This is a genomic window from Agrobacterium sp. rho-13.3, from assembly GCF_033957765.2.
Taxonomy (GTDB): Bacteria; Pseudomonadota; Alphaproteobacteria; order Rhizobiales; family Rhizobiaceae; genus Agrobacterium.
On the sequence record NZ_CP192778.1, the window covers coordinates 59,703 to 80,644 of the forward strand.

The window sequence follows — 20,942 nt, forward strand, 5'->3', positions numbered from 1 at the left end:
TTCCTATGGCACAGAACGCTAGTTTCAGGGGCGTATCGAGGAACATCGAAATCACGCCCAAAAACAGGCGCGATGATGTCAGAACCCTTCCGCGTCGCATCAGTGATGCCCTGGATACGCCTTCGGGCGTACTATGGTTCTTCATGTCAATCGCGATTGCGACGGTTACGGTAGGGCTCTACCTCCCGTTGGCTGGTGAGATTGCATTCGTTGCAGCGCTTTCGACCTATTTCATGAAATTCCAATATGGATCGCGGAAGTGGCAGACCTCCTTCAGGGTGCCGGCATATCTGCATAAAATGACAGGCAGGGTTTACAAAGACGCTTCGACAGGTGGCCGCAAGGGAGAAGGCCTCTACTACCTTGGGATGGATCTGGAAACAGACGAGGAGCTGTGGACTGCTGCGAACGACTTGCGAACTCATAGGCTTGTGGTCGGCACAACGGGCTCCGGTAAGACCGAAGAGATTATGGGGAACATCTTCAATTCCCTCGTCCTCGAATCCGGTGCTATCCTAGTTGACGGAAAATCTGATCCAAAGACCTTTGCCAGCGTTTTCCGCGTGTGTCGTGTACTTGGCCGGGAAGAAGACCTTCTCCTGATCAATTACATCATGGGCGGAAAGGACTTCGCCAGCGGTCTCGATGCTCGGCGAACGAATACCTATAATCCGCTCTCTTCGGGAAGCGCCGCGATGAAGGCGGAGTTGATGGTGAGCCTCCTGGACAGTGGCTCAGGTGGCGGAAACTCTGATATGTGGCAGGGGCGCGCGATCTCGTTCTTGGAGGCGATCACGCCGCCGCTGTCCTTCCTGGCCGACAAGGGTCTTTTGCTGTTCAACAGCAAATTGCTGAGTGATTTTTATATCCTCACGAACATCGAAAATCTCGTGTGGTTCGGAATTTTCCGCGATCAGAATGGTAAGATTGTCGATCTGCGCAATGGTAGCGAGGATTATCGTCGCATCTACAACGATCTGACGAATAAGTATTGCGGTGCGTTGCAGCTGTACCTCAACAACCTCCCTGGATATGAAGCTCCCGAGAAACCTCACCGTCCCACGAAAATGGACACGGCAACTTATGAAGAGTTCCAGCGCCAGTTCGCGGTTCTCGAGCGAGATCGTAACAAGTCCACGCCTGAAGAAAACGGCGAGAAAAAGAAGGGCGGCAACGACCCGTCTCGCGCCAAGGTCCTTGAACAGCACGGCTTCATCACGATGCAGCTCGTTCGCGCGACAGGGAATCTGACCTTCAATTATGGTCACATCTATTCAGATGAGATTGGCGAGATCAATTATCGCGATGTCTTGCTCAACCGTCGCGTACTGCTGGTGCTTTTGCCTGCTCTTGAACGTTCAAAGGCGAGCATGGAGCAGCTTGGGAAGATGGCGGTTTCAGCGATCAAGGGCGTGCTCGCCACCCTGCTCGATACACCGCTTGAGGGTAGTTATCGGAAGATCATCGAGGGACGCCCGTCGAACGCCAAGATTCCTTACTCGATCATCTGCGACGAGTATGGCTACTACGTCGTTCCTGGCTTCGCTGTAGCTCCAGCACAGGCTCGCTCATATGGAGTTTCGCTGACGTTCGGGACGCAGGATCTACCTTCGCTATCGAAGGCAGACAAGGCGGAGGGCGAGGCGACATGGGAGAACACGAACCTTCGGCATCTTGGTCGCATGACCGGTGGTAAGGAATCTGAGACCTTCAAGAAATTCGACGGTGCGGCCGGCCAGGCAATGGTTCAGGTTTCGAAATCCATGAGCTACCAGCGTGGTCGTCTCGATGGCTTCAAGATTTCCAGTGATAGTTCTGTCGAGCATGTCGGCCGTCTCGATCCTGACGATCTGATGCAGCAAGCAGATGGCGAATTCCATCTGATCGTTGGAACGAAAAGTGAAGGGCTTGGAGGCGCGCGCGTCGTTCGCTATCGGGCGTTCTACACAGGGGACGTGCCCGAACCTGATGAATTGCGCCTGGTACCCTATGTCCAGGTCAAGACCTTCTCTGACAGCGAGCGGTCCACTATTGCGAGGAACGAGGCGATAGCGTCCAACGTGAGCAAGCTCTCGTCTTCGGAGTTCGATGCGGAGATCCGCCAGTCGGCACTGTTTGCAAACGTTGAAAGCGATATCATCGCAAAATTCCTTTCAAAATGTGAGACGGAAGCGATCGAGCTGAGCAATAGCCAGATCAGAGAGTGGCTTGATGACTACGATCGGGAGGCTCTTGAAAAACGTAAAGCTGTCGCAAGCACAACGGTGAAGAGCGACATCATTGCTTTGGTAGACCGGATGCTTAAAGAGGCGATAGACTCGAATGGCTGTAAAGCCCTGCATAGGTCGGCTGTTGATGCGCTGATCAACCAGTGGGAAAGCTATGATGACGAATCGGGTGGCATAAAAAAACACGATAAAGAGCGTTTAATAGCACAGGATAAGACGTTTAAGGCGCACTCAACGTTGCTTGAGAACGTTAAAGAGCAGGCTTAACGTTAATTCACTTGCGGTTTTATGCTGTAGTGTTATAGTAGTTGCATAAAAGGAGAGTGCCATGGGATTCTTTCAGGATTTTGTTCAGAACTTGCAGCGGACGCCGACTGAAAACCACGCCGCTATCGAGAAGATGCATCCTGGCTACCTGGCTCGATTGGAAGCTCAGCGCAAGCGCGATGCAGCACTCGCCAATTTCGCTTCTGGCAATCGCAACACCGGGTTCGGAGGCTCCATGTCCGATACCTCTAACCCCGCTGTCATGGCCCATCAGATGGCTATGCGCGGTGCGCTCGATCCGAATGTGGCCTTCAGCCTCGGCGTACCAGGCGCACCGACCGGCACCGGGAAAATGCGTGGCCCTGGCAGTTACTACGAGGGCTGATTTTATTGATTGTCATCAGGTGGCCCGCAACTGGCGGGCCATTTTGTTTTCAGATCGATACAGGGCGTGCTTCTTGCCACTGTCCTAAATTCGAACTTCCCTTCCACGCTTGTACATCCGCCATGATGGCGGCTAGAGGCCCGCGTACTCGAACCCCACGAGTGGCGGGCTTCGATTTTGCTGCCGTCTTTAGAAAAACGCCGTTCGTTTTTCAGGACGAACGACGCTTAACGGTGCGAGCACCAGTCCCCTATTTCCAAATTCAGGGACAGACAAAACCTATGGTGATTTTGAGAGATTGTCGTTGTGCAGATCTGCATGTTTGCATCTCGCTCAAAAGGCATCCTCATCGTCGGTTTTGATCACAGCACCGTCATCGAGTGATTGAAGGTTTCGAGCCATTTTCCTGATCTCTCTATCTGTCAGAGAGGATCTTGGTGTACGGCGTCTTCGCCGCACCGGACTTCCTTTAGCCCGAAGACTGGAGGCGACTGCGAAGCCAGCGACTTTTGCGGGATCATCACCATGAGCCGCCCTGATCTGTAACAGGGTGTGTGCGATCATTTGAAATTCCGCAACGTCAACCTCGGCAATCTTCACCATGCGACGAGGTATCATTTCGGCGGGCAGCAACAGGATCAAGTGCGGGGGAACTGGATAACGGTGGTCTTTCCCAAGCTCCTCAAGAACGTGCGTCACGTCTTTTAGGAGCCGTTCGCCAACACCAAGCATTTTAAGAAAATAAATATGCTCTTCCAGTCGGCTGTAAGGCAGGTCCTCAAAATCAACTGCCATTGTCGTCTTTCCTCGTGAGGCTTTCAACGAGTGCAGCCACTTGACGTTTGCCTTCTGGATCTCGAATCCGAAGGAACGCGAAGTTCAGTTCCTTTCCAGCCTTGGAGCGGACGAAACGGAACATATCATCATCTGCTTGTTGTTGCTCAACAAAGGGGAGCCCGCTGCGTTCAGGATCGTACTCATAGAAGTATTGGATTGGCACCTTAAAGAGCTTGGATAAAGTATCAATTTGATCGCCGCGTAGGCGGTTCGTTCCATTTTCATATTTCTGAATCTGTTGCCTGGCCACCGATAGCGCAGCGCCGAGATCGGCTTGGCTTAGGCCATAGACTATGCGTTGAAATCTTACCTTCCTCCCAACGTCGATATCCGCTTGGCTAGGAGCTTTGGAAAGATTTGCGTTCGCCATCGCTGCTTGCATCCATTCAACCTGTTAATAGCGTCAAGCCTTGATGACATATTCTGGTTTGAGGGGCACGCCTGCTTCCATGTTTACGCAACATGGCGGAATAGGGATCAATCTCCCGTCAGCCAAATGGCGGATGTGGCCACGTCGCCAGTGCGGTCGCACCGTGTAACTGCCTTCGCCTCGTTTGGCCGCAGCGGCTTGCTGGCTGGCTCTGATGTCAATGACGACCATTGGGCCAATCGGCTCCCGTCCCTTCTGTAGGCGCTGTTTGTTGAGCTTTACAGGGGCGGGTTCGTCGCGGCGGATTGCTTGGGGAGTGGCGAGTGCTCCGATCAGCGCGGCGGCAACCTCGAAACCCAGATCCGTGAGGTGCATAGTTGATGGATTTTGAGCATCGCTGACAAGGATATGCTTGTGATCGCCAATGGCTTTGAAGCCATGCTGATTTAGGAAGATCACGCCGTCGCGCCGCTTTGTCTCGTACATCGAGCGGACAGACAGTGAGGCAGGCTTGCCTGTGCCATCGAGAATTCGCTCACAGTAAGCGGCCATGTGAACCACATCGGCGCTTACCTTCTGATCCCACGAGATCCAGAAACTGTCGTGGGGGATAGGCGCAATGCCCGCGTCCCACAGCTCGTTGGAAAAGTCGGTGAACGTCTGAAGGGTATCGTCGGCAGACTCTGGATCGAGGAAGCTAAACGAGAATTCGGCGCATGTTGGAGCCGCCTTCTGAAGGTGGCTGACAAATTGCTCGAGCGCTCCCGGCTCCCACGGCTCCATAGCTTTGAAGCGGCGTTCCTTCAGGTGCTCAAGGGCTTGATATAGTCTCATACGCACAAGCTTTCGGTAGATTTGCCGCTCATCGCGCTATCCTCTTGTGAGAGTCCGGACGGACACCTAAAAAAACCAACATTTAGCGTAAATCGTTGCGCGGGTTGCGCGCAATATGGAGTAAAAATGAAACTAGCGTTCATCGCTGTCGCGGCTTTTTTGTATTTGCTGCTGCCTTTCCACGCGTCAGCGCAGTATTACGAGCGAAATTATGATGGCCCGAACGAATATTGGGAAGGCGACCAGTACCGATATAACGATCCATACTCTGATCCGCAGGGATATGATCGCGCGCCTCTGTATGAGGAAGGTGCGCCGGGCTCGCGCGAGCCGTCCGCAAGAGGTGGTCGGGGCTCTATCGAGATCATCACCAGCGAACATACCCTCTATTACACCACGCCTTCAGGTGAACAGTTCACCTACCCGATTGCTGTCGGAAGAGAGGGTAAGCAATGGTTCGGGACGACCCGTGTGGTGTCGAAGAAGGAACATCCAGAATGGCGACCAACGGCGGAAATGCGCCGAAAGAACCCAAACCTTCCTGCCGTTGTAGATCCGGGGCCATCGAATCCCTTGGGAACGCGAGCGCTGTATCTCGCTGATGGCCTCTTGAGAATCCATGGCACGAACGATCCTTCTTCAATAGGAACGAACGCTTCCAGCGGATGCTTCAGAATGTATCGTGAAGACGTGGAAGAGCTGTATGAGATGGTTCGAGCGGGAACGCCTGTTACCGTCCACCAGTAATACTGTTTGAATGAGCAGCCGGGGACTGTCTGTCACGTCGCCATAGTCCAAGCAGGGGAGCTTTCATGATGATTACCAAACGCGTTCTTCCAGCCCTTTTCTTCACACTCGTTTCAACAACAGCCTTCGCCGCCGTCAATGGTCCGGTGAAATCTGTAACCCTGTCGTCCGGAGGTCTGGCCGAAATCATCAGGTCTGCTGAGGTCGGCATAGATTCTGAAATCACCATTGAGGTCCCGCTCGACCAGATTGACGATGTCCTGAAAAGCCTGGTTGTCCGTGACGGCATGGGGCAGGTCAAGAACCTGTCGCTTGCGGGGCCAAATCCCCTTGAGGAGACCTTCCGGACGCTGCCTTTCAAGGCTTCGGACCTGTCCTCGATGCCAAAGCTTTTGGATGCTATCAAGGGAACGCGGGTCAAGGCAGGCGACAAGGAAGGTATTGTTCTAGGCGTAACCGCCATCGAAGGCGAAAAGACGCCCAAGGCCTGGCAACTATCCCTGATGACGGATGATGGCGAAATTGCCATGGCTGCAATGCCGGGGACAAAGGTCGAAATTCTCGATGCCATTGTCAAAGCAAAGCTTAAGACAGCCATGGATGTTATTGCCAGAGGCAACACCGATGGTGCGCGGACTGTGACTTTGAAGCTGGACGGATCGGCAGCGCGGAACGTCGATATTTCCTACGTGGTTCCGGCACCGATCTGGAAAACATCATATCGTCTGGTGACCAGCAAGGAAGGCGAAGTTCGGCTGCAAGCTTGGGCGGTGTTCGAAAATGCATCGGGAGAGGACTGGACCAACGTAGGCGTGACACTCTCTTCGGGCAAGCCGGTCACTCTCAAGCAGGCACTCCATCAACATTTCATGCGTGACCGCACCGAAGTGCCAATCGACACCGCATCGGCGATCCTCCCACAAGCGATGGCAAAGCCGATAATGGAGCGCGCAAACCGGGTCGAGGCCGCGCCAATGGCTGGCTCAATGGATTTTGAGGCATCAGCGCCAGCTCCCTTCGCAATGGCGCTAGGCCAGCAGTCGAACGCGGCCGAGCAGGATGTGACATCCACATTCGCGCTCAAAGGCACCTACAACATCAAGAATGGCGATACGGTGTCCGTTCCCATCATCGATCAAGGCGTGAAGGCCGAAATGGTCTCGCTCTACCGGGCAGGCATGGCAAGCAACCATCCGGTTGCTGCTGCTTTGATTGAAAACAACGCGGGGATTAGCCTGCCGCCGGGCATCATGACCGTTTACGACGACAAAGTCGGATATGTTGGGGATGCTCAGATCAACGGCCTACCACGAGACGGAAAGCAGTCCGTGAGCTTTGCTGTCGACCAGAAAGTCAACGTTGCCTCGTCCGTCAAAACAGATCAGCGGATCGTCAGCCTCAAGGTGGTCGATGGCATGATCCACACGAAGTCTTCCACTGTCGAGACGGCGACCTACGACATAACCGGTGCTCAGGATGGCGAGCGGACGGTCGTCATCGAGATCCCCAGGCGTAGCGGCTGGACGTTCAAGGCTGAAGGTCAGGATGAGGCCACCGTCGGCGACTATCGCATCAAGGCCAAGCTGAAGGCCGGTGAACTTAAAAGTGCCGAAACTCGGTTCGAATTGGTCAACGACGAAACCATCTCACTCATCGATGCGGACGCCTTTACTCTTGTAGCTTGGCAGGATGCAGCAGCGGATGCCGAGACGAAGGCAAAGCTTGCTGAACTTGCAAATGCACGGCGGAGCCAGAATGACGCGCAGGTAAAGCTGCAAGTGCTAGATCAGGACTACAGCCGGGCGGCAGAAGAGCAGGCTCGGGTCCGTGAAAATCTGCAAGCTGTCGGTGAAGGAGATACGAAAAATCGCTTCGACAAGCAACTCAATGTGCTGGAAGACAAGCTTGGCTCAATCGAAGGTCAGCGGATCGAGCAGCGAAAGGTTCTGGACGACTTCACCGAGAAGGTCGGCAACATCATTAGGACGTTCTGACAGGCATCGCTAAAGCTAGGGCGCGGAAAGCGCGCCGGGCAGAGGACTTGCGGCGTCACGAGAGGCAGCGCGAAGAACAGAGGCGTATGGATGAACAAAGAGCAATCGATCGTCGCTTTTAACGCAGTGCTGCGGTCAGGTGCCTGCGTTTGATGAGAATTTTAGTTCTCGGAGCGAACGGCTTTATCGGCACCTCAATTGTAACCCGGCTTATCGCAGACGGGCATCAAGTGACCGGTTTCGGGCGGCATGTGGAGCGAGCGAAGCATAAGCGGGTGTCGGTAGAATGGGTAGCAGGCGACCTAGCCGCTATGACAAGAGCCGAAACGTGGCGAGATTTGATCGACGGCAAACAGGCCATCGTCAATTGCGCGGGCGCTTTGCAAGACGGTTTGGCCGATGACCTGGTTGCATCTCAGGACCGGGCCATGGCGGCGCTGTATAAAGCGGCGTCAATGGCAGGCGTGGGGCGCATAATCCAGATCTCTGCCCGTACAGACGGCGGTGCCGGCACACTTCCATTCTTAGCGACAAAGCGTCGAGCTGATGAGGCTTTGGCCGCGAGCGAGCTGGAACACGTTATCCTGCGGCCTGCGCTCGTGCTTGGCCGCAATGCTTATGGCGGAAGCGCGTTGTTGCGTTCTCTTGCCAGTATGCCTTTCGTTCTTCCGCTCATTCATGCCGGTAGCAAGGTCCAGACTGTAGCCGTCGATGATGTTGCAGAAGCGGTTGCTGTGGCTGTGAACGGTGGTCTTCCGTCTGGCACTGACATCGATCTTGCTGCGAGTGAGCAAATGACCTTGGGCGAGCTAGTGCAACTGCACCGGCAATGGCTTGGGCTCGCGCCTGCAAAGATTGTCGCCGTTCCTTCTGCCGCAGGCAGGATCGTCACCTATCTGGCCGACATTGCGGGGCAACTTGGCTGGCGCTCGCCGCTGCGCTCAACAGCAATGAAGGTGATGGAGGCGGGGGTAACGATCCGCCAGTCTGTGCAGGCGCCTGCCTTGGCTCGCACGGCTCAACAGACGTTGGACGCTCACCCTTCCGGCGTTCAGGATCTTTGGTTTGCCCGGCTGTACCTCCTGAAGCCTATCGTCATCGTTATCCTTGCTGCGTTCTGGCTGTTGTCGGGCCTCGTTCCGCTTGCGAACCCTTCTCGCGCTGCAACGCACTTCCTCCCTTTCATGTCACCAGCAATGGCAATGGGTGTCACCCTTGCGACTTGTGCGCTCGATGTGGCGTTGGGGTTATTTGTGCTGATGCGGCCTTTCGCCCGAAGGGCGATGATCGGAATGCTGATCGTCTCGGCGTCTTATCTCGCTGGCGGGACAATCTTGGAGCCAGGTCTATGGCTTGATCCTCTCGGGCCTCTGGTGAAAGTGCTTCCGTCAATTGCGCTTTGCTTTGTGGCGCTGGCAACGTTGGATGAGAGATGATGGATCTCACGGAGTGGCTGCGTCTTGCGCATGTCGTCGGAGCGACGGTCTTGTTCGGGACCGGCGCAGGCATAGCCTTCTTCATGGTCATGGTACGACAAACCGATAATCCGGCGCTCATTGCGCATGTATCGGGGACCGTGGTCATAGCCGACACGCTGTTTACGGCCACTGCTGCCGTTGTTCAGCCAATCACGGGATACTTCCTCGCGGAGAGTATCGGCTGGTCGCTAACTGAAGGCTGGATAGCGCTGTCGCTCGTTCTCTACGTGTTCACGGGACTATTCTGGCTTCCTGTCGTCTGGATACAGATCCGCTTGCGGGATCTCGCAAGGTCAGCCGCTTCCTTGGGGGAGCCGCTACCGGCGCAATGGTATCGGCTCTATCGCATCTGGTTTGCCTGCGGTTTCCCTGCGTTTTTCGCCGTCCTAGCCATCATATGGCTCATGCTCGCAAAGCCGGATATCTCCTTCTAAAATAGCTGCGATCAATCCTGCAGGGAGATCGAGCGAATCCGAGTTGACTCGACCCAATATGAGAACATAATAAGAACAGAAATAACAGCCAGCAATGCCGAGGCTTTCTATGAAAACCAATTTTTCGGCCATTGAGCCTGTTTCCGTCGATTATATCGTTCGCGAGATCAAGACTGCTGGATTGCGGATTTCAGCCGGGTTCCCGTCACCGGCAGGCGACGACTTAGAAGATCCAATAGACCTCATAGCTTGGATGGTACGACACGAACACGCGACATTCTGGTATCGCGTGAGTGGCAACTCCCTGTGTCGCGCAGGCATCCTTGATGGCGATTTCGTCGCCATTGATCGGGCAGGAAAGGTGAAGCCAGGACGAACGGTCCTTGCCTACCACAACGGCGACATGCTCCTGAAAGTGCTGACACAGCGCGACGGTCGAATGTGGCTTGAGGCGCGTTCCGACGAACGCTACCCGCCGCTCGCCGTGCTCGAAACCACTGAAATATTCGGCATCGTCGCGGGTATCGCCCGTCGCTATCCAGTCGATTGAAGCCATGGCTGAACCGATAGCGCTGATCGACTGCAATAATTTTTATGTTTCTTGCGAGCGGCTTTTCGACCCGCGCTTGCGCGACAAGCCCGTGGTTGTCCTGTCAAATAACGATGGCTGCGCCGTCGCGAGATCGAATGAAGCGAAGGCCCTTGGCATCGGGATGGGGGAGCCCGCGCACCATTTTAAGCAGAAGACGAAAGAGCACGGCATTCGTCTCTTTTCATCGAACTATACGCTTTATGGCGACATTAGCCGCAGAGTGGCGGCGACGATTGCCGACTTTTCCCCGAGAACAGAAGTTTACTCGATAGACGAGACTTTCGTTGATCTTTCTGGCTTCGGTGGACGAATGCTCGATCATGCGACCGAGATGAGGGAAACCGTCCGCCAGAATACAGGAATCCCAACCTGCATTGGGATCGGGCCGACCAAGACGCTCGCGAAGTTCGCGAATTTCATTGCGAAGAAAAACCCGGTCTTCAATGGTGTCGCGGACCTGATGAACACGGAGATCGCGGGCTATTGCATGGCTCGCACCGATGTTTCGGAAGTGTGGGGCGTGGGATCGAGAACGACCGCCAAGCTTCGAGAGATCGGAATTCACACCGTCTCGCAGTTGCGCGACATGCCCCTTCCGCTCGCTCGAAAGATCGGAACAGTCGTGCTTGAGCGCACCGTGTCCGAGTTGAATGGGCTGCGTTGCATCGACATTCAGGACATCGAACCAACCCGTAAAGGAATGGCCGTCACAAGATCCGCTGGCAGTCCCATGACATCTCTCGCCGTGTTGCAGCAGGCGATCACCGCCCATGCGACCAGAGCGGCCGAGAAGCTTCGCAATCATGGCCTCGTCGCCAGCCATATGCAGGTTTTCTTTCACACCAACCCGCACAACGGAACGGCTCGCGATAGCGGATCGAGGACAGCTCGTCTTTCCCCACCGTCAAACGCGACAACCTCGCTCGTCGGCACCGCCCTTGTCTGCGCCGCCAGAGCTTGGAAGGGCGATCCAGAGGGGAATGGTTTTGCTTATACCAAGGCCGGGATCATATTGGATGACCTTATTCCCGCCGAGCTTGCTCCCGTTGACCTCTTCGCACATGAACAGGAGCGATCAGGAAGGCTGTCAGCGGCCCTTGATGCAGTGAACGACCGATGGGGCAAGAAAACCCTGATTCTCGCATCAGAGGGCTTTAAACAGCCCTTTGCGACCAAAGCGGATATGAGATCGCCGCGCTATACCACGCGGCTATCCGATTTGCCTGTTGCAAAAGCTTAACTGTTGCGCCGACGGTAGACGGCGATTGGGGAGATTGACCGACTCGTGGCCGAGAAATAGGCTGAGCGCCTCATCAACTTCTCGATTGACTACAGGCTTTCGAGGCGATGCGTGGTACGGTCTGCTACTCGCTCAGCTCGCACCAACGATTCCCCGACCTCCTCTGGAAGCGTGTAGGTCATGTAGGAGAGTGACGTTTCCAAGTCGTTGTTGTTGTGACCGAGGATGGCGGCGAAATAGCTGTTCTTCGATACCGTCTTAGGCGCAAAATTGTGGTACGCTACCTCCGCGTAGAGGTGCCGAAGTCCATAGGGCTTGGGATCTTCTTCTTTCGGCCACAGCTTTCCGAACAGTTCGATGACAGCATCACGCAGCGGTAGTCGTGCGTCGTCGCTGAAGTCGTTGAGCTTCATCTGTAGCCACAGTTTACCTTGGCTGCTTGCGCGAAGCCGCTGATAGGCGTCAAGGACGAGCGTTGCGGGTGCCAGTGTCGGGATTTCGTAGGTCATCCCGAATTTGGTGCCCTCACGCTCTTTCGTCTTCGCCTGGCCCTTGAAAAGGACGCTCCATTTGGAGACGCCTTTTGCGTAGGGTGCGGGAGAAAACTCGGCGCGGGTGAACACCTCAAACGGACGCCGGCCAGTCGTGCCGATCAGGCCTATGGCAACTTCCATCGGTTTTTCAGACTTAAGCAGGTCGGTGCAGATCCGCACGACCTCCTTGTAATTTTCGAAGGTGATGAGCGATCCATGCTTGACGGCTATCGTGGCCATCTTCCGCTTTCTGGCCTCATCATACATTGCAGGATCGCCCGAAGCGATCTTCATCATAGGATGTTCTTCACCGAACGCCTCACGAATGGCATTTCGATATCTGGTTACATAAGATATGATCGTGGTGAGAGCCTTGCCCTCATGCACTTTCAGCTCGCTTTGCCAAAGGGCCTGCATCCCTGCCTTGTCGCTGATATCGTTAAGAGCCTCAATGAATGAGGAGATCTGCAATAGTAGCGTCGGCTTGCGACCTACAATATTCTCTTCGGCGCGTTCGATGCGCTCCTCGATCGACGCGGCGACGCCTGACTGAGGGAGGTCGGCAGCGGCAATATAGCTCTTTAAGCGGTCGCGCAGCTTGCGCATGTTGCAGATGGCAACGGGTGTGTTCTTATCCCCAAAGGCCTCTTTCAACGCCTTCCGGTATTTGTTGATGTATAGCTCGATCGTCTTTTCCGTGCGGCCATTTTCGAAGTGGTACCGAACCTCAGCGTCCCAAAGCACGCTGATTTCCTTCCCGTCGAAATCGCCATTAGCATCCTTCGTCGCCGCGACAAGGCCGACGAAATCGTTGATGCGATCTGTCAGCACAGGGACCTTAGTTTTTGCTTTCGTGTTGACCATTGATCCGCTCCTTGAGTTGCCCCATACATATATAAACCATGCAAATCAGGCAAGGGTATATATTGCGAAAAAATATATGTGAGGGATCTTTACAAGAGCCTTTTACGAGACCTAGGTTTTCCAGCCCTTGGGGCCGAAGCCCGGTTCGTAGTAACCGGGCGAAGCAGGCGCAGGCCTGAACGCGCTAATCCAAATTGCGCCGAAGAGAAGGCCGAAGCCTGTGGTAAAATACCGCCGGCACGGCTTCCATTAATTACGGGGCATCATCGGGGGTCTCAAGGCTCAAAGTGGGAGGACGGACCCGGACCCGGTTGGTCGAGTTGGAGGGCCTTGGTCATCTCGCGGTGTTCGAATGCGGGCCGGTAGGTTTTTATGTCATCCCTGGTCATTCCCAAGCGCTCGGCAAGCGGTTCCCAATTGGTATTGATCGTCGTCGCCATATCGTGGATGTTCTGTGCGGCCTGGTCCTCTGTGAGATCGAAGAACGGCGCGTGCTCGATCAGCGCGTCCAGGTTCGCCTCGCTGCCGGAAATCTCCGAGATCGCGGTTTTCAGTTCCCGGTGACGTTCCGGTGCCGGATTTACGTCGAAGATATGTGACAGGCGCCATTGATCGTTGCCGGTATATAGAAATCCATGGTTCTTCAGATGGTCATCCACGTTCGAGACGAGGATGGTGAAGCCCACTCGATTGAACAGCTCGGATAGATCACGCTTCGGACTGTCGGAGTGCCGCCTTATTGCCTCGGCCAACTGAGTGTACGTGCCAGAGGTAGCGTCGGCTGCTTCAAGCATGGTTTGAGCTGATATGTAGGGGAGACGGCCGGCAGCGGTCCTGTCGAAACGCCTTATAAGCGCAACGGGCAAGCCGTCGCTCATATCGAGGCGAGCGGACGGTGCGTTCAAACCGCACTGTTGTGCAAGGTTCAGTGTCAGCACTTCGGCGCGCTCGACATTCTCCGTGTCTCTGATCGAGGTGAATTTCGCGATGAGCAGCGTCCCGTCCGTATCAACAACGGAGCATTTCGGCCGTGCGCCACCGAGCGCGCTCCCGATTTGTCGTAAACGCTTGAGTGCTTCAGCGGTTTGGGGGTTTTCCCGCTCAAGGCTGGCGATCGACTGCCCGAGTTGATTGAGCTGAAGAAGCGGGGGGATCTCGTGCCGCCCTCCAGGCTGGCTTGAAAGAAAGGGCTGATCATCGCCCTCCTCGCGGATGCGCAGCGCGCCTAGCCGGCTGAAATCATCGACCGATAGCAGGTAGTCCAGCTCATTGAGGGGAGAGGTATCTTTCCGGTTCTCGCGAGCATCCCTGCGGATGATATTTCTACCCCAGGAGTCGGGGGTGGTGTCTGCGATCGGCATCGGAAGCGGTGAGACATAATCGCCATCCTTCTTGTAGAAAAACTGGCCTCCATCGAGAGGCATTGACGGCGCGATCGCAAATCCACGAGGGTTATCAATCCAAGTGTCTGCATACTCGAAACTGCTGAATTCGCGGTTGCCTTGGGCTTCAAAGCGCAAAGTCCCAACAAGGATACCACTGTTGCCGATACAGACTTGCAGTGCTTTTGCCATCAGAATGCCTCTCCAAAATCTTCGTCATGGTGTGGGACAGTCGCTGGTCTCGCCTGGTCGATTGTCGTTCTGGCTGGTTTTCGCCGGGGGCCGCGCACTCTTTGTGGAAGCTGCTGATTTTCGAGCATCAGCCCTACATCGTCGCCTCCGACATCGAGAAGGTTGGCCAGGCGTTTGCCTTCACCGAGGACGACGAGCACCATCGCGAGTGTCGCGAGCGAAACACCGGGATCACCATTTTCAAGTCGACGAATGGTCGGCAGGGTAACGCCAGCACCATCTGCCAGTCGCTGCTGCGTAATCTTCCGCCGTTTCCGAGCAGCACTGATGTCGGCCCCGAGCTTCTTTAGCCCGTTAATAGCGTTGAGAGAAGGGAGGGTACTGTTTTTCATAATGCAATATGGATATTCTATTCAGACATTTAATGCAACATCTATGATGCATTATAATGATTTTCGCCGGTCGTCACCGGAAGGACGTTGATTGACTTCACACCGATGAGAGCAATAGAAACAACGACAACACAACGTTTAGAGCGGATGGGCAACGATATGGACGCTGAAAATACGCCCGAGGTGCATAAGCTTCATTGGTGGTTTTTTGCGATAAAGCTTATTCCTTGGATCATTTTGATGGTTGTATTCATCATTATCGGTCAAGTCGTAGCGTTGTGGCCGATCCTTTCAGATTTCTACAGCCAGTATTACTATATTGGTGCGTTCATCATTCTAGGATTGATGACGGTTGGGTTTGTAATCGGCTATCTCCAATGGATCTATACGACATTAACGTTGGGGGAGGGATATCTCGTCTTCTCGCAGGGAATCATTAGTCGCCGGGTGGCCAAAATTCCATTGCAGGAGATCGCGAGTATCGACTTACAGCAGTCGATTTTCCAACGCTTCCTGAAAACCGGTGATTTGGTGGTTGATATGAGAGGCGCGTCTCTGTTGCGGATGTACGGATTGGATGATCCGGCTTCAATCCAGAATCGCGTGATGGAAATGCGCAGACCTGGGAGGATTTGAATGTGATTTTCCTGATCAAAGCTATCGCAGTTTGTATTTTCATCTACGGCACCGGCTTTGGTGGCGCAGCAGAGGGCCTGCCTGAGAAATTGCACTCTGGTCTTGCCGGTGATGCAATCTGGCTCTTCCTACCCCGATTTTTGCCGTTCGGCATTGCCTCGGTGATATTCTGGTGTTTGGCCGACTTTTATAAGTCGAGGCAACTAGACAGGGCATCAAGACGCGACATTGAAACCGGTCATGATGGACCGCACGATAGGAGATAGAATTGAAGAAGACGTTTTTTGCAGCAGTCACACTGGTGGCCGCATTACCGTTTTTGGCATCAGCTCAGGATTTCCCTGCCGTCGATGATACTCCAGCAGATACTCGTTTCGATCGATCTCTCAATTTCGACGTTCTTGGCATCCGCCCTGGCGATACCCAAGACGAAGTAAGGGCAAAGCTGAAAGAGCTATTTCCTGACGACAATGGTGTGGCTGATGTTCGGATGCAGGGCAATGTTGCCAGTCCAAATGGCGCACAGGTGAAAATCGATTTTGTGTCCGAGTTGAGGCGTGGAGCTGATAGCGGACAGCCCCCGTTGTATCGGAAGGGCAAAGCTGGCGATTGGCCGATCGTCTATTTCAGCTCGCCGATTTACGGGAACCGCGCTGCGGGTTTAGAGCGCGCGCTGTATTTCGGCCCTGAAGAGATGATGAGCGCCGAAGCTATGCGCGTAACGGTCGAGGAAAAATATGGCCGACCAACCATCACCAACAAAGATGCATCCGGTCACGTCACGAGTGTCGCTTATTTCTATGCAGGGGGAAAGCTTCTCCCCGAAACGGGATGGCAGCATGCGAATTGCAGCAATGGAGCGGGCGACTGCGGGTCTTTTATCTCTGGGTATGAGCCCAGGAATGGGACGCCCGTAAAAGCACTCAAAGCCAAGGAGCCATGTGCGGCAATGGCGGAGTGGGTTTATCAAGGCAAGGGAGCGTTCGACTACAAGTTCAATGACCTCGTCATTGATGATAAGAGCTGCGACGGCATCATGACCGTAAGTTTCAACGGGGATTCACCTGCCAAGTTGGATTGGGTGGTATTCGGCCTTTACGACGTGAAGCGCCTTTACGGCCATCGTGTCGCGCTCGATGCGGCAATCACGAAGGAGCTGCAATCCCCCACCAGCGCGCCGGCATCGGCAAAGCCGCGCTTATGAACCCAAGGAGCAGCGATCAACGTGGTATGAATCCAGAGCGCCCAGAATAACGCGGGAAGGCGACACAAATTGGTAGAAAAGAAGAAACCGAATGACATCGATGTCAATGTTGGCCGACGCATTCGCTTGCAGAGGACGGTGTTGGGTATGAGCCAAACCACCTTGGCCGATGCTCTTGGCATCACGTTTCAGCAGGTGCAGAAATATGAGAAGGGCACGAACCGCGTAGGTGCCAGCCGCCTCCAGCACATCGCCAGCTTCCTTAGTGTTCCAATCGCATATTTCTTCGAAGGTATGCCTGCGTCTGCTGAGAACGATCAAACGGGAGGTGCGCAGGCTGTACCGGAAGCAAACTTGGTGACAACCTTCCTTGGGACACCAGAGGGGTTAGCGCTGAATCGGGCGTTCACGAAAATCGCTGATCCAATTCTCAGAAAGAAAATCATAGCACTCGTGAAGTCTGTTGCCGTAAGCGACGACTCCGAGCCCGAGTCCGCTTAGGTTTCGCTGTTTTTCAGCGCCATGATCGTGCGGGAAGCCTGTGGCTCATTTTCTCTGGTCGTTGCTATAGCTAATTTGTCCATCAGTCCGGGCGCAAGCTGTTTCAGCAGCCTCCAGCCGTTCGAGTAAATGCCGGAAAGGATCATCCTCGCGATCGACCGGATCAAACCGATCACGAGCATTACGAAGCGCTTTCCGGTGCGGATCTTCACCGTGCCTAGCAATCATTGCTGGTTCCCCGTGTTTTTGGGCCGAACTTTCAAACGGGTGTTTGGTTCCACGACAAAGTGAAAGCGTTGGGATTTTGGGGGGGACGAAGGGGCGCGAACGCCCCTTCCTTTTTGCTTACGGAAGCCAGTGGGTGCGACGGCAAAGACCGTCCAGCCAATCCGCCATAGCTCGATATCCGAGCTTGACGATGCGACCAGCGCGGAGCCCGATCCCTGGGGAGCCTGTTGCCAGCAGGCCTATAGTGAATGCGATGATGGCGAGGATAGTAGCTTCTGTCGATGTGCTCATTTTCATCTCCGTGTTTGAGCCGCAGGCTCTCTTTTGCCTGCACAAAGATTCTCGCCCGCTTCCTTGCAAGGGACAAACCGGCCAATTCGCCGTTAGAGATTTTCTTTTGGATCAGGATGTCTTGTTCTGGCTTTTCACCAGTCGATAGTCCTTCGTCACGGTCCCCGTCTCGCTCGCCGCACCGATCATGGCGGCTCTCACCCATACGGTTTTCTCTGGCAGGCGACGGAGGTGCCCCCTGCGAAGGTGAAGGCGTGGGCTGGCGTGCGAACCGCCTGCGGTTCCTTCGCCACGCATGGCCGGGCGATCAGCGGCCAGCGCCAGAACCTTGTACGAGAAAAAGGGCTCTTTGCCTTTGGCGATCCGAGCCTTGTTGAGCTTTGCGGCTGGTTCGACTTCTGATGTCGCGACGTTCTCGCAATTGAGGACTGCGCACGCTTGAATGACGGCAAGACCTTCATCGCGGCTGTCGTTCATGATGTTTGCAAAACCTGTCTCGCGGCCATGGCTGGCAGTGACGGATTCGAAATGCTCCAGTTGCAGGATGAAAGGTTCGGCCGCGAATTGCCGGGCCTTTTTTGGGAGGAGGCCAGCGCTGTTAAGCGCCTCCATTGCTTTGGCGCTGAGCGGGCTGACTTTTGCCTTGTCGATTTCTGCCATGGTATTTTCGTAGGGGATGAATGCGCCGCCGATCCCGACGTTCCAGAATCCTACGTTATCGATCCACGAGATTGGGAGGACAAAGACGCCACTTTGCGGAAAACGTTCCAGAACAATGTTGAGGTGCGCCAGTTGCGGCGGTGTCGCTTCAGGCTCCCAACACAGCGCAATGCGTCTGGTTGACTTGTAATGATCGAGGTATCCCGCGTCTACCGCATCGACCTTTTGCCATGGAGCTTCGAATGTCGTGATTGGATACGGCAGCTTCAGAAGATCGATGTGCGCTTGGGAAACGTGCATGGGATCGAGCAGCTCTGCACAGTTCGGAAGTAGAAACTTGACCGACTTTCGCAGCATGTCGCTAACAGCTTGGATTGCATCCCTAGACTGCGCGAAGTGCGGCGGCAGACGCTTCAGGGTCTCTTTTATGCTTTCGATGGCATGAGCGCTGTAGTTCAGCGCCGTGATATTTTCGTCAGTCTCCATCTCACTCCCCTTGCCCGTACACGGCTTCTAGGAGGCCACGAGCGTCCGCGTCCTGAATAGCCTGCAAGGCCGCTGAATGTCCTGCGGTGTTGTCGCGCTCGCGCCCGTAGCGTGTCTCGACATCCTGCCTGAGACGGTTGATCAACTCGTCCTTGTTGCTTTGCGGATGAACGGCATAATGCTCCGCTGCTGCGAAGGCGACGTGCGGGATCGTAAACTCGTCGAGTGTGGGTTCTACTGGTTCCGCAGGCGTACTCTGCTTCATGATTGGCACCATTGGTTTCGATCACGGTAGCCGCCTTGGTAGGCATGGCCAAGGCCAAGCTCGATCATCTGTTCGGCAATATCGCCTTGTTGCGTCACTACCCGCGTCAGGACACGACCGTACCGATCTTTGCCTTGAGCTTCGTACTTGATGCCGTGGCCAGTCATGAGGCTTTGGAGTTGCCGCGTTGCGCGATCTGCCAGCGCCCTTTCTGAAGCGCATCGAGCGCCATCTCCGGACTCCGGCGCATCATACCCTAAGATCCGGTACTTGATGCCCTCTCGCCAGAATGTGTCGCCATCGACAATGCAGGTTGTGCGCTTGCCGCTGGCACATATCGGCCACTGATCCTGCGCGGCCGGGGCCGACGACGCGAAGAGTGCTGCAAGGGCAGCGATGGTTCCGGTTCTGATGAACAATGGTTGGTCCTTTGAAAGTAGTACGGCTGAAATTTAGGCGGAGTGCGGGCGAAAGACGCCCTCGTTGATTGCCTGCCTAAGAAGGCGAAGCCACGCAAAGTAATTCCCCTCTTCATCGAGGTCAGAACCCATTGTCTCGGCCATCTCACTTCGTTCATTCTCAGATGTGCTTTGCAGAATAGGCCCATAGGTCGTTCGAAGCAGTGCCAGTTCCCTGAGATCATCCAACGTAACTGGCCGTCCATTGAAGTTAGGAACGCCTTGCTCATCTAATCTTGGTACGGGGATATCAAATTCGACACCGCTAGGATCTACGATGAGAACAGACGACATCAGTCCCTCCTCGTCATCGTGCTTGAGCGTAATGGTCGCCCCGTTATCGTAGAATGTTTCGGTTTTCACAATTTTACTCCTGTATCAATCATCAGTAGACGCTGAGTGGATTGCAATGACCCGACCGATCTCAGCGAGCACCTCCGTTTGGCTTCCGTGGAAGCGCTCGCTTCCTGTTGGGAAGTTGATCTCCCATGGGCTGTCGTTGTCGGGTCGAGTTGCTTCATAAATATCGCCTTGTGCGGTAGTGCGGGAGACTGTTTGCACGGTACTGATTTTCAATTTTGACATGATGCTCACCGTTGTTCAGAATTCGTAGGTGCGGCTTCCATCCGGCAAGTCGCACGCGATCTCGACATGGAGGCTTTCGATCTCCCCTGGCTCATAGTAGCGATCCCGCCATTTGATAGCGTTGTCGTGGCTGTTGGCGGTGTGTACGTCGCACTCACGCTCGTAGCCCGCGTTTTCAACGACTGTGTAACTTTTCTTCATTGTCCTGTCCTCAGAAAGCCAGGCTGCGCCTGCTGCGTGTGCAGCGATAGAGATAGATTCCGAAGCTCCATGAGCGGCAGAGGTGGGCGACACCCATGGGATTCTTCTGCGTTGCTGCGAGGAACGCGACGATCGCGGCGAGAGCGCAGATATCCTGAATGAGAGGCATGTATGGGGAGATGTCGAAGGCCCTGCGTTGAGGGACGTTGCAAAGCGTGATAGGTGGGCAAGACATGCAGCGATCGCTCCGTTTGCGATGAATATATATTGCGTTCTACATGGGAAATATATGCCAATATGGACGAATGCGCAATAGGAAATATATGTTGGTTTGTAATTTGTGTGTGCTGAGCTGCGACCGCCAACCCCAAGGGAAAGGCTGAGCGACCAGCGCGACGCATATAGAAGCCATGCTAGCACGCAAACCCACTGGCTTACAAGCATATATAATCCATATTTTACGATAATTTAGATGATTTTTACCGCGTAGCATAGATTTGCTTAGCTAAGTATAAATATAGTACAATTTGGCAGTGCTAGCTATAGAATGCGGGTATAAAAGGTATGATATACCCCGAATTAGTATAAAATAGTATAGAATATATACCCGGTGAGCGTGCCGTGTCCCTTGACGGTTGCCACATAGATAATACTATCC

At 54.5% G+C, this 20,942-nt stretch carries 26 protein-coding genes; 12 read left to right on the forward strand and 14 right to left on the reverse strand.

The annotated features are described in order from the left end of the window. Positions 1-5: 5 nt before the first annotated feature. Both RMR16_RS26510 and RMR16_RS26515 read left to right on the forward strand, forming a co-directional pair. On the forward strand, positions 6-2,495 hold the full coding sequence (locus RMR16_RS26510) for a TraM recognition domain-containing protein (RefSeq protein WP_234625007.1): 2,490 nt from the start codon (positions 6-8) through the stop codon (positions 2,493-2,495). 61 nt (positions 2,496-2,556) lie between these two features. Next, the gene (locus tag RMR16_RS26515; RefSeq protein ID WP_234625006.1) at positions 2,557-2,880 is read left to right on the forward strand and encodes a hypothetical protein; all 324 of its coding nucleotides are present in this window, start codon (positions 2,557-2,559) and stop codon (positions 2,878-2,880) included. A 333-nt stretch (positions 2,881-3,213) separates the two neighbouring features. Here the strand turns inward: RMR16_RS26515 and RMR16_RS26520 are convergent, their stop codons facing one another. From RMR16_RS26520 to RMR16_RS26530, 3 genes are read right to left on the reverse strand one after another with little or no spacing between them, the layout of a single operon-like run. Then, on the reverse strand, positions 3,214-3,675 hold the full coding sequence (locus RMR16_RS26520; protein ID WP_234625005.1) for a hypothetical protein: 462 nt from the start codon (positions 3,673-3,675) through the stop codon (positions 3,214-3,216). Next, positions 3,665-4,099, reverse strand: a complete 435-nt coding sequence (locus tag RMR16_RS26525; protein WP_234625004.1) for a helix-turn-helix domain-containing protein — start codon at positions 4,097-4,099, stop codon at positions 3,665-3,667. The genes RMR16_RS26520 and RMR16_RS26525 overlap by 11 nt, the downstream gene beginning before the upstream one ends. Positions 4,100-4,120: 21 nt before the next feature. After that, positions 4,121-4,921 (reverse strand): hypothetical protein, encoded by an 801-nt coding sequence (locus RMR16_RS26530; RefSeq protein WP_432355577.1) that lies wholly within the window; start codon positions 4,919-4,921, stop codon positions 4,121-4,123. A 126-nt stretch (positions 4,922-5,047) separates the two neighbouring features. Between RMR16_RS26530 and RMR16_RS26535 the strand changes: the two genes are divergently transcribed. From RMR16_RS26535 to RMR16_RS26560, 6 genes are all read left to right on the forward strand, one after another. Then, on the forward strand, positions 5,048-5,668 hold the full coding sequence (locus RMR16_RS26535; protein WP_320188642.1) for a L,D-transpeptidase: 621 nt from the start codon (positions 5,048-5,050) through the stop codon (positions 5,666-5,668). A 65-nt stretch (positions 5,669-5,733) separates the two neighbouring features. After that, positions 5,734-7,662 (forward strand): DUF4139 domain-containing protein, encoded by a 1,929-nt coding sequence (locus RMR16_RS26540; RefSeq protein WP_320188643.1) that lies wholly within the window; start codon positions 5,734-5,736, stop codon positions 7,660-7,662. Positions 7,663-7,814: 152 nt separating this feature from the next. After that, positions 7,815-9,098 carry an SDR family oxidoreductase gene (locus tag RMR16_RS26545; protein WP_320188644.1) on the forward strand — a complete coding sequence of 428 codons (1,284 nt, stop codon included), beginning with the start codon at positions 7,815-7,817 and terminating at the stop codon, positions 9,096-9,098. Continuing rightward, positions 9,098-9,574 carry a DUF2269 family protein gene (locus tag RMR16_RS26550; protein WP_320188657.1) on the forward strand — a complete coding sequence of 159 codons (477 nt, stop codon included), beginning with the start codon at positions 9,098-9,100 and terminating at the stop codon, positions 9,572-9,574. Before RMR16_RS26545 ends, RMR16_RS26550 begins: the two co-directional genes overlap by 1 nt. Positions 9,575-9,683: 109 nt before the next feature. Further along, positions 9,684-10,124 carry a LexA family protein gene (locus tag RMR16_RS26555; protein WP_070150285.1) on the forward strand — a complete coding sequence of 147 codons (441 nt, stop codon included), beginning with the start codon at positions 9,684-9,686 and terminating at the stop codon, positions 10,122-10,124. Between the two features lie 4 nt (positions 10,125-10,128). After that, a complete protein-coding gene (locus RMR16_RS26560) occupies positions 10,129-11,406 on the forward strand; it encodes a Y-family DNA polymerase (RefSeq protein ID WP_320188645.1) in 1,278 nt (425 codons plus the stop codon). Positions 11,407-11,495: 89 nt separating this feature from the next. On the opposite strand, the gene RMR16_RS26565 is transcribed toward RMR16_RS26560, so the two are convergent. The 3 genes from RMR16_RS26565 to RMR16_RS26575 all read right to left on the reverse strand — a co-directional run bounded on the left by RMR16_RS26565 (position 11,496) and on the right by RMR16_RS26575 (position 14,769). After that, on the reverse strand, positions 11,496-12,803 hold the full coding sequence (locus RMR16_RS26565; RefSeq protein WP_320188646.1) for a telomere resolvase: 1,308 nt from the start codon (positions 12,801-12,803) through the stop codon (positions 11,496-11,498). Between the two features lie 275 nt (positions 12,804-13,078). Next, complete coding sequence (locus RMR16_RS26570) at positions 13,079-14,377, reverse strand: type II toxin-antitoxin system HipA family toxin (protein WP_320188647.1); 1,299 nt, start codon at positions 14,375-14,377, stop codon at positions 13,079-13,081. Continuing rightward, a complete protein-coding gene (locus tag RMR16_RS26575; protein ID WP_407026490.1) occupies positions 14,377-14,769 on the reverse strand; it encodes a helix-turn-helix domain-containing protein in 393 nt (130 codons plus the stop codon). Before RMR16_RS26575 ends, RMR16_RS26570 begins: the two co-directional genes overlap by 1 nt. Positions 14,770-14,856: 87 nt before the next feature. Between RMR16_RS26575 and RMR16_RS26580 the strand changes: the two genes are divergently transcribed. The 4 genes from RMR16_RS26580 to RMR16_RS26595 all read left to right on the forward strand — a co-directional run bounded on the left by RMR16_RS26580 (position 14,857) and on the right by RMR16_RS26595 (position 17,110). Beyond that, a complete protein-coding gene (locus RMR16_RS26580) occupies positions 14,857-15,405 on the forward strand; it encodes a PH domain-containing protein (protein ID WP_234624990.1) in 549 nt (182 codons plus the stop codon). Between the two features lie 2 nt (positions 15,406-15,407). Further along, on the forward strand, positions 15,408-15,671 hold the full coding sequence (locus tag RMR16_RS26585) for a hypothetical protein (RefSeq protein ID WP_320188649.1): 264 nt from the start codon (positions 15,408-15,410) through the stop codon (positions 15,669-15,671). 2 nt (positions 15,672-15,673) lie between these two features. After that, positions 15,674-16,609 carry a hypothetical protein gene (locus tag RMR16_RS26590; RefSeq protein ID WP_320188650.1) on the forward strand — a complete coding sequence of 312 codons (936 nt, stop codon included), beginning with the start codon at positions 15,674-15,676 and terminating at the stop codon, positions 16,607-16,609. 69 nt (positions 16,610-16,678) lie between these two features. Continuing rightward, entirely contained in the window at positions 16,679-17,110 is a 432-nt protein-coding gene (locus RMR16_RS26595; protein WP_234624987.1) for a helix-turn-helix domain-containing protein, read from the forward strand. Here the strand turns inward: RMR16_RS26595 and RMR16_RS26600 are convergent. The 8 genes from RMR16_RS26600 to RMR16_RS26635 all read right to left on the reverse strand — a co-directional run bounded on the left by RMR16_RS26600 (position 17,107) and on the right by RMR16_RS26635 (position 20,284). Continuing rightward, positions 17,107-17,322 carry a hypothetical protein gene (locus tag RMR16_RS26600; RefSeq protein ID WP_320188651.1) on the reverse strand — a complete coding sequence of 72 codons (216 nt, stop codon included), beginning with the start codon at positions 17,320-17,322 and terminating at the stop codon, positions 17,107-17,109. The two genes, RMR16_RS26595 and RMR16_RS26600, sit on opposite strands and share 4 nt — an antisense overlap. A 133-nt stretch (positions 17,323-17,455) precedes the next feature. Next, entirely contained in the window at positions 17,456-17,629 is a 174-nt protein-coding gene (locus tag RMR16_RS26605; protein WP_320188652.1) for a hypothetical protein, read from the reverse strand. 111 nt (positions 17,630-17,740) lie between these two features. After that, positions 17,741-18,775 carry a hypothetical protein gene (locus RMR16_RS26610; RefSeq protein WP_320188653.1) on the reverse strand — a complete coding sequence of 345 codons (1,035 nt, stop codon included), beginning with the start codon at positions 18,773-18,775 and terminating at the stop codon, positions 17,741-17,743. A 1-nt stretch (position 18,776) separates the two neighbouring features. Then, complete coding sequence (locus RMR16_RS26615; protein ID WP_234624984.1) at positions 18,777-19,040, reverse strand: hypothetical protein; 264 nt, start codon at positions 19,038-19,040, stop codon at positions 18,777-18,779. After that, complete coding sequence (locus RMR16_RS26620; protein WP_320188654.1) at positions 19,037-19,459, reverse strand: thermonuclease family protein; 423 nt, start codon at positions 19,457-19,459, stop codon at positions 19,037-19,039. Before RMR16_RS26620 ends, RMR16_RS26615 begins: the two co-directional genes overlap by 4 nt. A gap of 33 nt (positions 19,460-19,492) precedes the next feature. Next, the gene (locus RMR16_RS26625; RefSeq protein ID WP_320188655.1) at positions 19,493-19,861 is read right to left on the reverse strand and encodes a hypothetical protein; all 369 of its coding nucleotides are present in this window, start codon (positions 19,859-19,861) and stop codon (positions 19,493-19,495) included. 15 nt (positions 19,862-19,876) lie between these two features. Further along, positions 19,877-20,083, reverse strand: coding sequence for a hypothetical protein (locus RMR16_RS26630; RefSeq protein ID WP_234624981.1), 207 nt, complete (start codon positions 20,081-20,083; stop codon positions 19,877-19,879). 15 nt (positions 20,084-20,098) lie between these two features. After that, on the reverse strand, positions 20,099-20,284 hold the full coding sequence (locus RMR16_RS26635; RefSeq protein ID WP_234624980.1) for a hypothetical protein: 186 nt from the start codon (positions 20,282-20,284) through the stop codon (positions 20,099-20,101). Positions 20,285-20,942 lie beyond the last annotated feature (658 nt).